Origin of the sequence: Streptomyces sp. NPDC029041 (assembly GCF_040637515.1) — a bacterium.
GTDB lineage: Bacteria > Actinomycetota > Actinomycetes > Streptomycetales > Streptomycetaceae > Streptomyces.
Map to the genome: position 1 here is coordinate 459,144 of NZ_JBEZWO010000008.1, position 13,012 is coordinate 472,155.

At 71.9% G+C, this 13,012-nt stretch carries 17 protein-coding genes; 12 read left to right on the top strand and 5 right to left on the bottom strand.

All coding sequences use genetic code 11. The features are described 5' to 3' along the window. Positions 1-292: 292 nt before the first annotated feature. On the top strand, positions 293-1,405 hold the full coding sequence (locus AB0F04_RS23375) for a DUF2786 domain-containing protein (RefSeq protein WP_362044103.1): 1,113 nt from the start codon (positions 293-295) through the stop codon (positions 1,403-1,405). A gap of 34 nt (positions 1,406-1,439) precedes the next feature. On the opposite strand, the gene AB0F04_RS23380 is transcribed toward AB0F04_RS23375, so the two are convergent. From AB0F04_RS23380 to rpmB, 4 genes are all read right to left on the bottom strand, one after another. Then, entirely contained in the window at positions 1,440-1,967 is a 528-nt protein-coding gene (locus AB0F04_RS23380) for a DUF4232 domain-containing protein (protein WP_362044105.1), read from the bottom strand. A gap of 501 nt (positions 1,968-2,468) precedes the next feature. Then, on the bottom strand, positions 2,469-2,972 hold the full coding sequence (locus tag AB0F04_RS23385; RefSeq protein WP_362044107.1) for a hypothetical protein: 504 nt from the start codon (positions 2,970-2,972) through the stop codon (positions 2,469-2,471). A 178-nt stretch (positions 2,973-3,150) separates the two neighbouring features. Beyond that, on the bottom strand, positions 3,151-3,456 hold the full coding sequence (rpsN, locus tag AB0F04_RS23390) for a 30S ribosomal protein S14 (protein ID WP_062928325.1): 306 nt from the start codon (positions 3,454-3,456) through the stop codon (positions 3,151-3,153). Continuing rightward, positions 3,456-3,692: a 50S ribosomal protein L28 gene (rpmB, locus tag AB0F04_RS23395; protein WP_344461052.1), complete on the bottom strand. Its 237-nt coding sequence runs from the start codon at positions 3,690-3,692 to the stop codon at positions 3,456-3,458. Before rpmB ends, rpsN begins: the two co-directional genes overlap by 1 nt. A 64-nt stretch (positions 3,693-3,756) precedes the next feature. Between rpmB and rpmG the strand changes: the two genes are divergently transcribed. The 5 genes from rpmG (at position 3,757) to AB0F04_RS23420 (ending at position 6,568) form a co-directional block, all read left to right on the top strand. After that, a complete protein-coding gene (rpmG, locus tag AB0F04_RS23400; protein ID WP_053669727.1) occupies positions 3,757-3,921 on the top strand; it encodes a 50S ribosomal protein L33 in 165 nt (54 codons plus the stop codon). A gap of 2 nt (positions 3,922-3,923) precedes the next feature. Next, complete coding sequence (locus AB0F04_RS23405; RefSeq protein WP_362044109.1) at positions 3,924-4,181, top strand: type B 50S ribosomal protein L31; 258 nt, start codon at positions 3,924-3,926, stop codon at positions 4,179-4,181. 4 nt (positions 4,182-4,185) lie between these two features. After that, positions 4,186-5,388 (top strand): GTP-binding protein, encoded by a 1,203-nt coding sequence (locus AB0F04_RS23410; protein WP_362044111.1) that lies wholly within the window; start codon positions 4,186-4,188, stop codon positions 5,386-5,388. A gap of 6 nt (positions 5,389-5,394) precedes the next feature. After that, positions 5,395-5,628, top strand: a complete 234-nt coding sequence (rpsR, locus tag AB0F04_RS23415; protein ID WP_362044113.1) for a 30S ribosomal protein S18 — start codon at positions 5,395-5,397, stop codon at positions 5,626-5,628. 721 nt (positions 5,629-6,349) lie between these two features. Continuing rightward, complete coding sequence (locus AB0F04_RS23420) at positions 6,350-6,568, top strand: DUF397 domain-containing protein (protein WP_050810297.1); 219 nt, start codon at positions 6,350-6,352, stop codon at positions 6,566-6,568. Positions 6,569-6,661: 93 nt separating this feature from the next. Here AB0F04_RS23420 and AB0F04_RS23425 read toward each other — a convergent pair whose 3' ends face one another. Next, complete coding sequence (locus AB0F04_RS23425) at positions 6,662-7,177, bottom strand: ATP-binding protein (RefSeq protein ID WP_362044115.1); 516 nt, start codon at positions 7,175-7,177, stop codon at positions 6,662-6,664. 343 nt (positions 7,178-7,520) lie between these two features. Here AB0F04_RS23425 and AB0F04_RS23430 point away from each other — a divergent pair, with 343 nt between their 5' ends. The 6 genes from AB0F04_RS23430 to AB0F04_RS23455 all read left to right on the top strand — a co-directional run bounded on the left by AB0F04_RS23430 (position 7,521) and on the right by AB0F04_RS23455 (position 13,011). After that, on the top strand, positions 7,521-8,345 hold the full coding sequence (locus tag AB0F04_RS23430; RefSeq protein ID WP_352098873.1) for a helix-turn-helix transcriptional regulator: 825 nt from the start codon (positions 7,521-7,523) through the stop codon (positions 8,343-8,345). A gap of 96 nt (positions 8,346-8,441) precedes the next feature. Further along, positions 8,442-9,905, top strand: coding sequence for an aldehyde dehydrogenase family protein (locus AB0F04_RS23435; protein WP_362044117.1), 1,464 nt, complete (start codon positions 8,442-8,444; stop codon positions 9,903-9,905). 105 nt (positions 9,906-10,010) lie between these two features. Next, positions 10,011-10,562, top strand: coding sequence for a DinB family protein (locus AB0F04_RS23440; RefSeq protein WP_362044119.1), 552 nt, complete (start codon positions 10,011-10,013; stop codon positions 10,560-10,562). Positions 10,563-10,572: 10 nt separating this feature from the next. Beyond that, positions 10,573-11,214, top strand: a complete 642-nt coding sequence (locus tag AB0F04_RS23445; protein WP_362044121.1) for a PadR family transcriptional regulator — start codon at positions 10,573-10,575, stop codon at positions 11,212-11,214. 73 nt (positions 11,215-11,287) lie between these two features. Then, on the top strand, positions 11,288-12,253 hold the full coding sequence (locus AB0F04_RS23450; RefSeq protein WP_362044123.1) for an ATP-binding cassette domain-containing protein: 966 nt from the start codon (positions 11,288-11,290) through the stop codon (positions 12,251-12,253). Then, complete coding sequence (locus AB0F04_RS23455; RefSeq protein ID WP_362044125.1) at positions 12,250-13,011, top strand: ABC transporter permease; 762 nt, start codon at positions 12,250-12,252, stop codon at positions 13,009-13,011. Before AB0F04_RS23450 ends, AB0F04_RS23455 begins: the two co-directional genes overlap by 4 nt. Position 13,012: the final 1 nt, after the last annotated feature.

Below are 13,012 nucleotides of genomic sequence, written 5' to 3' on the forward strand. Positions count from 1 at the left end.
GGGTTGACATCTTGCGCGGCTGCTTCGGTGAGGTCGCCACCAGACGCACCGCGAGCCCCGTGAACACCGTCGCGGGAACAGGGACAACCGCCGCGAGGCCAGGCCCACGCTGCCGTCCCGGCCGAAGCCCATGGCCACGAGCCAGGTGGCGACGAGGAACGCCGCGTACAGGGACGTGTCCACCACGGGGGCGATCCTCGTGGCCGCGCCGCCGGCGGGCGGGCCGGTTTCGGGGGTGAGATGCAGGGGCCGGGGTGCCGGGCGCCCCGGGAGGCCATGGCACCATCGGCCCGTGAGTACGTCCAGCACCGTCGACCGCGCGTTCGCAGCGGCCCTCTACGAGACCGGCGAGACGGCCCTCGACACCGGCGCCTCCCTGCTCGCCTCCGACCCGGCGGCGGACACCGAACTCGACCGGCGCGGACAGGAGTTCGTGGCGGCGGCCTGGCGGCGCGGCTGGCAGCCGGCGGACGTCGTACGAATCGTGCGGCGCGAGCTGGACGACGTGCACGTGCTCCTCACGGCGGCGCTGATCCGGGCCCAGGCCCCCGACGACGTGCCCCGGGGCCGCCGCTGGAAGGGGCAGCTCGCGGACCTCCCCGCCGACGCCCCGCCCCGCACCGACCGCTTCTCGTACGCCACGGCCGTGCTGGAGCTGTACCGCCTGCTGCTGCGGTTGCCCGCCCTGGAGGCCCTCGACGAGGCGCGCGGAGCGGCGCCCGGGGATGCAGGGGGCGCGTCGCGCATGCTCACCCGCATCCGTGCCCTGCTGGCCAAGGCCGAGGCGACCGGGTTCCCGGAGGAGGCGGAGGCGCTCAGCGCCAAGGCGCAGGAGCTGATGGCCCGGCACAGTGTCGACGAGGCGTTTCTCGCGGTGCGAGCACCCTCGCCGGACACGCCGGGGGCCTGCCGGATCGGGGTCGAGCCGCCGTACGAAGAGGCCAAGGCGGTGCTGCTGGACGCCGTCGCCCGTGCCAACCGCTGCCGGGCGGTGTGGAACGAACCCCTCGGCTTCTCCACCGTCGTCGGCTTCGAGACCGACCTGGAGGCGGTGGAACTCCTCCACACCTCACTCCTCGTGCAGGCCACGACCGCGATGACGAAGGCGGAGGCGGCGCAGCGCGCGGGGGGCCGCAAGCGCACCAAGACGTTCCGGCAGGCGTTCCTCGCGGCCTACGCCCATCGCATCGGCACCCGGCTGGCGGCAGCCGCCGAGACCCAGGTGACCGGCGAGCTGCTGCCGGTCCTCGCCTCCCGCGAGGTCGCCGTCACCGGACGGCTGGAGCGGATGTTCCCGGAGACGACCACGACCCGGCTGCGCGGGGTGCGCGACGCGGAGGGCTGGACGCAGGGCGCGCAGGCAGCGGACCGGGCCCGGGTCAGGCACCGGCCGCCCCTGCGCTGACCTGCCGTCAATGCCCTCGGCGCGCTGGGTGCCGTCAGTCGCCCGACGTCTCGAAACCGCTCACCGAGGGCTCCTTGCCCTCCGCCCGGTCGACCTCGCCGTACGACCACGCCAGTTCGTGCGCGGCCTTGGTGTCGCCGGGCAGGGTGAAGGACGCCTTGTGTACGGCGAGGCTCTCCGCGGAGCCCGCCTCGCCCCGGACGTAGGTGATCGTGAAGGACGTGGTGGCGCCCTTCGCGAGGGTCAGCGACTGGGCCTTCGCGCCCTCGTCCGGGGAGACGGACGTCGTCTTGTCGTCGGCCAGCAGGTCCACGCCCGGGAAGCCCTTCAGCGTGCACTGCTTGCCCTTGTTGGTGAGCGTGACGGTGACGGTGCCGGTGTCGCCGGCGGCCGGTGCGGCGGCGGCGCCGACCTTCACTCCCATGTCGCCCAGCGCACAGGCCGCGTCGCTCGGCCGGTCCGCGTTCTTGACGTCGTCACCACCGGACGGGTCGTCGCTGCAGCCGGTCAGCAGGACCGTAGCGGCGAGGGCGGCGGCGAGGGTGAGGGGGTAGGTGCGCATGAGGTCCTCTGGACGTGTCGAACGAAAGCGGCATCGGGCCCCTGGATCATCACGCACACCCGCACCGCACGGCCACGCACCCCCTGCGATTCCCCCGAACGCCGGACTCCGGTACGTACGCGTGGTACCCCCATGACCCGGCCGCGGATCGCCCGACGCATCCACACCCCGGAAGGGCCGCGGCGCCGACGGGCGATCCGCGGCCGGGAGCACGGAGCCGGTGTGCCCGCCGGGGCACGCCCTCGGCAGGCTTCTCGGCTGTGGGTCTGCCGGGGTTCAACGGTCGTCGGGTTTGTCGGCGGTGGGTCTGCCGGGGCTTGCCGTGTCGGCAGGTCCTCGGCAGTGGGTCAGTCGCGGTTTGTGTCGCCGGGCCCGTCGGCAGTGGGTCAGTCGCGGTTTGCGTCGCCGGGCCCGTCGGCAGCGAGTCCGCCGGGCCCGTCCCGGCAGGCCCGGGCGGCCGGTCGGCCGGGGCTCGCTGCCCCCGGGCCCGTCGGCGGTGCGTCAGCCGAGGCTCGCCGTAGGAAGGCCCGTCGGCAGTTTGCCGCCCTCGGCCTTCGTGTAGGTCTCCGCGCCGAGGCCGCCCTCCCAGGTGACCTTCAGGCTGTTCTTGTCCACCGAGTCGACCATGCCGGTCGCCCGGTTCTTGGAGCCGTCCGTGCACTTCAGTCGGATCATCCGCATGCCGGACTCCTCGCCCGCGGTGCCGCTGCACACACTGCCGCCGGTGGCGAACAGCGCCGCCTGCTTGCCGGTGATCACCAGGGCCACGGCCTTGCCACCGGTCGTCGCGAGCCAGCTGCCCGCCAGCGGGCCACCGGACGATGCGCCGGCGCCGGAGCCGGAGTCTCCCGCCGGGGCGGACGACGAGGCCGACGGGGAGGGGCCGGCGGACGCGTCGTCGCCCGAGTCGCCGCCGCTGCTGCACGCGCTCAGCACGAGCGCGCCCGCCAGCCCCGCGGCCGCCGCAGCGACGCGCACGGCACCGGAGCGGCGCGAGAAGATCACCGAAGTCACTGCAAGCCCCCAAGGTGTAGCCGGCCGACCGGCCCGGACGGCACCGGCCGGCCCGTGGCCGGAACGACCGCAGCAAGCTACCAGGGCCGGTCAAGAGCCCCTCGGGAACGCCCCTTACCGGGTTGCCGGGACGGTTCGCCCAGTCCGGCATGCGTCCCGGGAGCGCCCCTCACCAGCTCGACTTGCGCACCCCGGGCAGATACCCCGCGTGCGCCTGCTCCCGCAGACTCACCCTGGACAGCCCGAACGCCCGGAAGTAGCCGCGCGGCCGGCCGTCCACCTGGTCGCGGTTGCGTACGCGCGTGGCGCTCGCGTCGCGGGGCTGCCGGCGCAGCTCAGCCTGCGCGGCGAGCCGTTCGGCCTCCGTCGACGACGGCCGCCGGATGATCTCCTTCAGCTCGGCCCGCCGGGCGGCGTACCGCGCGACGACCTCCTGCCGCCTGTCGTTCTTCGCGATCTTGCTCTTCTTCGCCATCAGATCCTCACTCCCCGGGCGCGGATCCGGGCGACGGCCGCCTCGATCCCGATCGTGTCGACGGTCTTGATCCCCTTGGTGCTGAGCCGGAGCCGGACGTACCGGCCCTCACTCGGCAGCCAGTAGCGCTTGGACTGGATGTTGGGGTCGAACCGGCGCGGCGTGCGCCGGTGGGAGTGGGAGATGCGGTTGCCGAAGCCCGGCTGTGTGCCGGTCAGCATGCAGTGCGCGGACATGGGTGGTGACGTACCTCTCTGCTCAAGTTGTGGAAATGGATTTCATTTTCAGTATCATAGCGGCATGGCACGCAACGAGCTCCGTCCGGTCATCAAGCTCCGGTCCACCGCCGGGACCGGCTTCACCTACGTGACCCGCAAGAACCGCCGCAACGACCCGGACCGCATGACCCTGCGCAAGTTCGATCCGGTCGTCGGCCGCCACGTCGACTTCCGAGAGGAGCGCTGACCATGCGCGAGGGAATCCACCCGGAGTACGGCCCCGTCGTCTTCCGCGACCGTGCCGCCGACTACGCCTTCCTCACCCGCTCGACCCTGTCCGCCACGGCGGGCGAGAAGACGATCGAGTGGGAGGACGGCAACACCTACCCGGTCGTCGACGTCGAGATCTCCGACGTCAGCCACCCCTTCTACACCGGTACCGCCCGCGTCCTGGACACCGCCGGCCGCGTGGAGCGCTTCGAGCGCCGGTACGGAAAGAAGGGCTGATCCCGTGGCTGTCCCCCCTGGGCTCCCCGTCGTGATCGTCGGCGGGCTGCACGCCGACGCCCGCAGGGCGGCCGTCGCGCGGCTGCTCGCCGACGTGCCCGGCAGTGTCGTCCTGCACCACGACCTGTCGACGGCCGCCGCGGGCACGGTCGTACGGACCATCCGGGACACCTCCGGTGTCCTCGACGCGGGGGAGGCGCCGCTCGTCAACGACTGCGCGTGCTGCGCCCTGCGGGAGGACCTGGTGCCGGAGCTGGAGCGGCTGCGGGACGCCGGATCCACCCGGCTCGCCGTCGTCGAGCTGTGGGACTCCGTCGAGCCCAAGGCCATGGCCGAGGTCGTCACGGCGGGCGGCCTCACCGTCACCGGCGTGATCACCGCCGTCGACCCGGCCCTGGTCCTGCCGTACCTCGGCAACGGCGACGACCTGGCCGACGCCGGTCTCGCCGCCGCCGCGACCGACCAGCGCACGGTCGCCGACACCTTCGCGCGCCAGCTGGAGTACGCCCCCGTCCTCGCCGTCGCCGACTCCCCGGAGGCCGACGACGAGGACCGCGAGCTGCTCGCCCAGCTGCACCCGACGGCCCGCCGGGCCCCGGTCGGGCAGAGTGCCCCCGCGGACCGGGACGACGACGGCCTGACCGTGCCGACCCCGCGCAGGCGTCCGCTCTCGCCCCTGGCCGAGGCCGCCCTGGCCGGCTTCGACGTCGAGGCGGCGGCCGCCGCCCAGCATCCGGCCTGCGCGCTGCTCCCCGCCGAGGCCGACGCGCACGGCGTCTCCACCCTGGTGTGGCACCGGCGCCGCCCGTTCCACCCGGAGCGGCTGTACGCCGCGCTGGAGGACCTGACCTGCGCGGCCGCCCGCAGCCGGGGCCGGTTCTGGCTCGCCGACAAGCCCGACACGCTGTTCCACTGGGACGCGGCGGGCGGGGCCCTGTGCGTGGAGAGCGCGGGCCCGTGGCTGGCGTCCCTCCCGGACGCGGCCTGGGAGATGGTCCCGCCGGTGCGCCGTGCCGCCGCCGCGCTGGACTGGCACCCCGAGCACGGGGACCGCGGCCAGCACCTGGTCTTCACCTCGCCCGGCCTCGACCGGGACGGCCTGGAACGGCTGCTGGAGTCCTGCCTGCTGACCGACGCCGAGTACGCCGCAGGCCCCGATGCCTGGCAGCGCCTGCCGCACGCCTTCGACACCCTCCTGGAGGTCTGACCCGCCATGCCCCGCAAGCCCGACCGCAAGCCCGCCAAGGACCGGCCCAACCCCCTGTACCAGGCCGGGATCACGTACATCGACTACAAGGACACCGACCTGCTGAGGAAGTTCATCTCCGACCGCGGCAAGATCCGCAGCCGTCGCGTCACCCGGGTGACGTCCCAGCAGCAGCGGCAGCTGGCCAAGGCCATCAAGAACGCGCGCGAGATGGCGCTCCTGCCGTACGCCGGCCGCTGACGCCGAGCCCGCCGGGGCCCGGGTGAGGTTCCCCACGCTTGACGGGTGGGGGACCTTTTGCCCGTGCCGCGACGGGGCCGGGGTCCACCGCCTGTCGTCCGGCTCAACGGTGCGCGGCGGGCCCCCCGGGGACCGGGCCGGACGCCGGTCGGACGGGCCGCGCGGCGGCATTCCCGCGAGCCGTGCCGGGGTGGTCCGGGGCGCGGGCCGCGCGAGTCGGCGGGGGCACGCCGGCTGAGTGGGTGTCCGGCGATGGTCCGAGCCGGGCACCGGCCACCAGGACGACCCCGGTCTCCTGCGACCGGCCCATTTCTCCCCGTCCTCCCTGGCCACGGCCGCCTTCCGGATGCGGGTCGGCCGGTCGAACGCCCTTCGGGCGGCCGTGCGCCTCAGCTCCCGCTTCTGCGGTGCGGCCCCCGCGCCGCCGCCTCGCCCCGCCGCCGAGCGGATGCTCCGCCTCCACCGGACCTCCCCGGACCGGGCCGCTTCGGTGCGGGCCGCAGGGAACGAGAGGTGGGGACGAGCCGTCAAACAGACGAGGGCTTCGGTCAAGCGGTCGTCAAAGCTGTAACCGCGGGACCACCCCGCGTGCACGTGCATCTGCCCATGCATCTGCACATGAACAGGGCTATGATCCGGGTCAGTTGACCACTGCACCAATGGCCACACCAGCCAGTGCACCACCGGGGAGCGACCTGTGGACCACGACGTGTACAACGGTATGGCGGCCGCCGGACTGCGCGGTGTGGCCTGGCAGAAGAGCCGGCACAGCAACTCGCAGGGCTCGTGCGTGGAGTTCGCCCGGCTGCCGGGCGGTGACGTGGCCGTGCGCAACTCGCGCTTCCCCGACGGTCCCGCGCTGGTCTACACCCGTGCGGAGATCGAGGCGATGCTGCTCGGCGTGAAGGACGGCGAGTTCGACCACCTGGTCGGCGGCTGAGACTCCGGCAGCCCCCGGTGACCTCGGGGCGATCCGCCCCTCAATACGCGGTGACGCGCGTAGAACCGCGACGCGAGAAGGCGCCGCGGTCTTTCATTCCCCGCGGGGTCGTGAACCGGCGGGCGGCAGCCGGAACAGCGCCCAGACCACCTTGCCGTCGAGCGCGCCCGCGAGCGGGTGCCAGCCCCAACTGTCGCTGAAGGAGTCGACGAGGAACAGTCCGCGTCCCGACTCGGCCGAGAAGTCGTCGCTCTCCCGGGCGACCGGACTGTCGTGACTGGGATCGCGCACCGCGCACACCAGCCGCTCGGCCCACCGCATCAGGTGCAGCCGGACCGGGGGTTCGCGGTCGCCGGTGCACGCGTTGCCCGCCGGCAGGCCGTGCCGCAGCGCGTTGGTGACGAGTTCCGAGACCACCAGGCAGACGTCGTCGAACCGCTCGCCCATGTCCCACTGGTCGAGGGTTCCGCGGGTGAACCGCCGTGCCTCGCGCACCGCTTCGTAGCGGGCGGGAAGAGCACAGGAGGCGGCGTCGGACACGGCCGCGGGATCCAGCGGCGGAAGGCCCTGCCGTAACGGCTCGAGCATGGTCGATCCATTCGTCCCCATGCGAGGCACTCCCGGGAATTCGCGGTCGGTGCGATGCGGCGGTGGTGCGGGACCATGGTTTCGGATGCGTACAGCAGATGCAAGGGCAGATGCACGTGCACGTGACCGGAATGAGATGTCCCGTACCGCTTGTTGGCCAATTTTTCCGTCATCTTCGCGTCGCTCTTTGGCCGTTCACTTGCCTTCTTCTTGCCCCCGCGCGCGAGCGTCGACCGTCTCGATTCCGTTTCCGTAACCGGACGAGTACTGCTCGGAGTGTTTTAGTGGCAGACTGCGGCCCCTGAAGACGTTGGGGAGGCTGGCGAACGTGAGCGCGGGAGAGCCGGGATCGGTGGTGCGGCGCATGCTGCTCGGATCACAACTCAGGCGACTGCGTGAGGCGCGGGGCATCACGCGCGAGGCGGCGGGCTATTCGATCCGCGCCTCCGAGTCGAAGATCAGCCGGATGGAGTTGGGCCGGGTGAGCTTCAAGACCAGAGACGTCGAGGACCTGCTGACCCTGTACGGCATCACCGACGAGCAGGAGCGCTCCTCCCTGCTGTCCCTGGCCAAGGAGGCCAACGTCGCCGGGTGGTGGCACAGTTACTCGGACGTGCTGCCCAGCTGGTTCCCGACCTACGTCGGCCTGGAGGGCGCCGCCTCGCTGATCCGGGCGTACGAGGTCCAGTTCGTGCACGGTCTGCTGCAGACCGAGGCGTACGCCCACGCGGTGGTCCGGCGGGGCATGCAGGGCGCGAGCGAGGCCGACGTCGAACGCCGGGTGGCGCTGCGGCTGGAGCGGCAGAAGTACCTCTTCGACGAGCGCGCTCCCGACTTCCACATCATCCTGGACGAGGCCGCCCTGCGCCGCCCGTACGGCGACCGCGAGGTGATGCGGGGCCAGCTCCAGCACCTCATCGAGATCTCCGAGCGGCCCAACGTACGGCTCCAGGTGGTGCCGTTCAGCCTCGGCGGCCACGCCGGTGAAAGTGGCGCGTTCACGATCCTCAGCTTCCCGGAGTCCGACCTGTCGGACGTCGTCTACCTGGAGCAGCTCACCAGCGCGCTGTACCTGGACAAGGCCGAGGACGTCGCCCAGTACGAGAAGGCGCTCAAGGAGCTGCAGAGCGACAGTCCGGGTCCCTCGGAGAGCCGGGACCTTCTGCGGGGCCTCCTCCAGCTCTCCTGAAGTACTCCTCCAACTCGCCTGAAACATCAGTACGATGACGTGTGATCAGATCGTGAAGGCGCGATCGGAGATCTTCCAGGGATCGAGGGATCACACATGTCGTCGTCCTGCTTCACCGACCTCGCACAGCAGTACATCGACGGTGAGTGGCGCCCGGGTACCGGTTCCTGGGACATCATCGACTTCAACCCGTACGACGACGAGAAGCTGGCGTCGATCACCATAGCCACGGCCGACGAGGTCGATCAGGCGTACCGGGCGGCGGCCCGCGCCCAGAAACAGTGGGCCGCGACCAACCCCTACGCCCGCCGGGCGGTCTTCGAGAAGGCGCTGCGCCTGATCGAGGAGCGCGAGGCCGAGCTCTCCGAGGCCATCATCGCCGAACTCGGCGGCACGCGTCTGAAGGCCGCCTTCGAGCTGCACCTCGCCAAGGAGTTCCTGCGCGAGGCGGTCCATCTGGCGCTGGCCCCCGAGGGGCGGATCATCCCCTCGCCGGTGGACGGCAAGGAGAACCGCGTCTACCGCGTGCCGGTCGGTGTGGTGGGCGTGATCAGCCCCTTCAACTTCCCCTTCCTGCTGTCGATCAAGTCCGTCGCCCCGGCGCTGGCGCTGGGCAACGCGGTGGTGCTCAAGCCGCACCAGAACACCCCGATCGTCGGCGGTTCACTGGTGGCGAAGATCTTCGAGGACGCGGGGCTGCCCGGCGGTCTGCTGAACGTCGTCATCACCGACATCGCGGAGATCGGCGACGCCTTCCTCGAGCACCCGGTCCCCAAGGTCATCTCCTTCACCGGTTCCGACGCGGTCGGACGGCACGTGGCGACCGTCTGCGCCCGGCTGTTCAAGCGCTCCGTCCTCGAACTGGGCGGCAACAGCGCGCTGGTGGTCCTCGACGACGCCGACGTCGACTACGCGGTCGACGCGGCCGTCTTCAGCCGGTACGTCCATCAGGGCCAGGTCTGCATGGCGGCCAACCGGGTCCTCGTCGACCGGTCGGTCGCGGACGAGTTCACCGAGAAGTTCGTCGCCAAGGTCAAGACCCTCAAGGCGGGCGACCCGCGCGACCCGGAGACCGTCATCGGCCCGGTCATCAACTCCTCCCAGGCGGACGCCGTCTCCTCAGTGGTCGAGCAGGCCCTCGCCGAGGGGGCCACGGCCCTGCTGCGCGGCGGGCGCACCGACAACCTCGTCGAGCCGTCCGTGCTGACCGGCCTGCCCGCCGACTCGGCGCTGCTGAGGCAGGAGGTCTTCGGGCCGGTCGCGTTCCTCGTCCCGTTCGACGGTGAGGAGGAGGCCGTACGCCTCGTCAACGACACGCCCTACGGCCTGAGCGGTGCCGTCCACACCGGGAACGTCGAGCGGGGTGTCGCCTTCGCCCGGCAGATCGACACGGGCATGTTCCACGTGAACGACGGCACCGTGCACGACGAGCCGATCGTCCCGTTCGGCGGTGAGAAGCACTCGGGGATCGGCCGGCTCAACGGCGACACGATGCTCGACTCGTTCACCACGACCAAGTGGATCTCGGTGCAGCACGGCCGGAGCGGGTTCCCGTTCTAGACCTCGTACGTCCCCGGGCCCTTGCGGACAGAACCTGACCGCAAGGGCCCGTAGCTTTGTCGGTGTCGGGGGAGAAGCCCCCGGTTGTGGCGAAAGGCGGCGGTCATGGTCACTCACGTTCCGGCGGAAGCACACGGCGACGAGCGCGGAGCGCTCCTGTCCTTCATCGCGGAGCAACGCGGCGGCGTGCGCCGGGCGGTGCTCGGGCTGACGGACGAGCAGGCGTCGTCCCGCCCCAGCGCGAGCGAGCTGTCCCTGGCCGGGCTGGTCAAGCACGTCGCCGAGGTCGAGCAGATGTGGGTCTCCCTCGCGAAGGGCGAGCCGCCGGCCGTCGTGCGGGACCAGAGCAACTGGCACGAGTGCTTCCGCCTGGTCGAGGGCGAGACCGTCGCCTCGCAGCTGGCGTACTGGGAGAAGGTCGCCGCCGAGACCGAGGCGTACATCCGCTCGGTCCCCAGTCTCGACGACACCTTCGCACTGCCGGCCCAGCCCTGGTTCCCGCCGGACGGCCGGGTCTCCCACCGCTGGCTCTGCCTGCACCTCATCCGCGAGACGGCTCGGCACGCCGGTCACGCCGACCTCATCCGCGAGTCCCTGGACGGCAGGACCGCCTTCGAGCTGGTGGCCGAGGAACAGCGGGCGGCGGCCGGGTCCTAACCTGGACCGCATGTCAGCGATCCGTCTCCTCGTGCTCGGCGCGGTCCGTATGCACGGCCGCGCCCACGGCTACCAGGTGCGCAACGACCTGGAGTACTGGGGCGCGCACGAGTGGTCCAACGCCAAACCCGGCTCGATCTACCACGCCCTCAAACAGATGGCGAAGCAGGGGCTGCTGCACGCGCACGAGATCGCCCCGTCCACGGCCGGCGGCCCTCCGCGCACGGAGTACGAGATCACCGAGCAGGGGACCGAGGAGTACTTCCGGCTGCTGCGGGAGGCGCTGGTCACCTACGACCAGCGCGGGGACGTGAAGACGGCCGCCGTCGGTTTCGTCGTCGACCTGCCGCGGGCCGAGGCGGTGGCGCTGCTGAAGGAACGGACCCTGCGGATCGAGCAGTGGCGGGCCTCCGTCCTGGAGCACTACGTGCCCGAGGACGGACCCGGGCAGCTCGGGCACATCGGCGAGATCATGAACATGTGGGTCCACACGGCCGACTCCGAGGGCGAGTGGACCCGCGGTCTCATCGAGCGCATCGAGGGCGGCGCCTACACCTTCGCCGACGAAGGCGATCCGTTCGTCGGCGTCCTGGCCGACGACGAGGAGAACCCCTACGCGACGGGGGAGCGGCACCCCGGAGACGCTCACTAATCAAGTTTGACGAATGGCGTCCCGCAGGTTACCTTCGAGCATGTAGTCAAGTTTGACTAGAGAGGGAGGCCTGGTGGCCGACACGGCGATCACCGTCGAGGGCGCGGAGAAGACCTACGGCGACAAGAAGGCGCTGGACGGGCTCGGCCTCACGGTCGCGCGCGGCACGGTGCACGGAGTGCTCGGACCCAACGGCGCGGGCAAGACCACCCTGGTGAGGATCCTGTCCACCCTGCTGCGGCCCGACGCCGGCCGGATCGAGGTGGCCGGGCGCGACGTGGTGCGCGAGGCCTACGCCGTGCGGCTGCGCATCGGCCTGCTCGGTCAGCACGCCGCGCTCGACGAGGAGCTCGGCGGACGGCAGAACCTGGAGCTGTTCGGCCGGCTGCACCACCTGGGCGCGCGGCGGGCACGCGCGCGTGCGGACGAACTCCTGGAGCGTTTCGGTCTGGCCGACACCGGCCGCAAGGCGGTACGGCAGTACAGCGGCGGCATGCGGCGCCGGCTGGATCTCGCCGCGTCCCTGATCACCGAGCCGGAGGTGCTGTTCCTGGACGAGCCGACCACCGGTCTGGACCCGCGCGGGCGGGCCGAGGTGTGGTCGTCCGTCCGCTCCCTGGTCGGCGGCGGCACGACGGTCCTGCTCACCACCCAGTACCTGGAGGAGGCCGACCAGCTCGCCGACCGCATCTCGGTCGTCGACGCCGGCCGGGTCGTCGCCGAGGGCACGGCGGACGAGCTGAAGGCCGAGACGGGCGGTGACCGCATCGACGTGGTCCTGCGCGACGCCGGTCAGCTGGGCGCCGCGGTCGCCCTGCTGCCACTGACCGGGATCAGCGTGGACGCCGACCGCCGGCTGCTGAGCGCCCCGGTCAGCGACCGCATGGAGGCGCTGTCCGGGGTCGTACGGGCCCTTCGGGAGGGCGAGATCGAGGCGGAGGACGTCGCCCTGCGCCGCCCGACGCTGGACGAGGTGTTCCTGCACCTGACCGGAGACGACCGCACCGGGGACGACCACCGGGTGAAGGAGGCCGCGTGAGCGCGCACGCCCTGACCGACTCCTGGACCATGACCCGCCGGGAACTCGCCCGCTGGGGGCGGCAGCCGGTCCAGCTGGCCGTCAATCTGGTCTTCCCGGTCATGCTGCTGCTGATGTTCGGTTACCTCATCGGCGGCGGCCGCGGGGTGAGCGGCGAATACCGCGACTACCTGATCCCCGGCATGCTCGCGCTCACCATGGCCTTCGGCCTGGAGGGCACGATGCTCGCCGTCACGCAGGACCTCAACAAGGGCGTCATCGACCGCTTCCGCTCGATGCCCATGGCCAACGGGGCGGTACTGGTGGGCCGTTCGGCCGCCGACATGCTCCAGTCGGCGATGGCCCTGGTCGTGCTGATCGGCGTGGGCGCCGCGCTCGGCTGGCGGCCCGGCGGCGGCCCGCAGGCCCTCCTCGCGGCCGTGGGCCTGCTGCTTCTGTTCCGGTTCGCGATGCTGTGGATCGGCATCCACCTGGCCCTGGTGGCGGGGAGACCGGAGATGGTCCAGGCCGTGCAGATCCTGGTCTGGCCGGTCGGCTTCCTCTCCAACGCCCTGGCCGCGCCCGGATCGATGCCCGGCTGGCTGGGCACGGTCGTCGAGTGGAACCCGATGTCCCACACGGCCACGGCCGTACGCGACCTGTTCGGCGTGCCCGGCACGGAGCCCGGGCACGCCTGGGCCGCGGTCCTGTGGCCCCTGGCCCTGCTGGCGGTGTTCTTCCCGCTGGCGGTACGGCGGTTCGGACGACTGAGCCGTTAGG

Coding starts and splice junctions, on each gene's coding strand:
- AB0F04_RS23380 (WP_362044105.1), bottom strand. CDS start 1,967: ATGCGCACCTACCCCCTCACCCTCGCCGCCGCCCTCGCCGCTACGGTC.
- rpsN (WP_062928325.1), bottom strand. CDS start 3,456: ATGGCGAAGAAGAGCAAGATCGCGAAGAACGACAGGCGGCAGGAGGTC.
- rpmB (WP_344461052.1), bottom strand. CDS start 3,692: ATGTCCGCGCACTGCATGCTGACCGGCACACAGCCGGGCTTCGGCAAC.
- rpmG (WP_053669727.1), top strand. CDS start 3,757: ATGGCACGCAACGAGCTCCGTCCGGTCATCAAGCTCCGGTCCACCGCC.
- AB0F04_RS23405 (WP_362044109.1), top strand. CDS start 3,924: ATGCGCGAGGGAATCCACCCGGAGTACGGCCCCGTCGTCTTCCGCGAC.
- rpsR (WP_362044113.1), top strand. CDS start 5,395: ATGCCCCGCAAGCCCGACCGCAAGCCCGCCAAGGACCGGCCCAACCCC.
- AB0F04_RS23420 (WP_050810297.1), top strand. CDS start 6,350: ATGGCGGCCGCCGGACTGCGCGGTGTGGCCTGGCAGAAGAGCCGGCAC.
- AB0F04_RS23425 (WP_362044115.1), bottom strand. CDS start 7,177: ATGGGGACGAATGGATCGACCATGCTCGAGCCGTTACGGCAGGGCCTT.
- AB0F04_RS23430 (WP_352098873.1), top strand. CDS start 7,521: ATGCTGCTCGGATCACAACTCAGGCGACTGCGTGAGGCGCGGGGCATC.
- AB0F04_RS23435 (WP_362044117.1), top strand. CDS start 8,442: ATGTCGTCGTCCTGCTTCACCGACCTCGCACAGCAGTACATCGACGGT.
- AB0F04_RS23440 (WP_362044119.1), top strand. CDS start 10,011: ATGGTCACTCACGTTCCGGCGGAAGCACACGGCGACGAGCGCGGAGCG.
- AB0F04_RS23445 (WP_362044121.1), top strand. CDS start 10,573: ATGTCAGCGATCCGTCTCCTCGTGCTCGGCGCGGTCCGTATGCACGGC.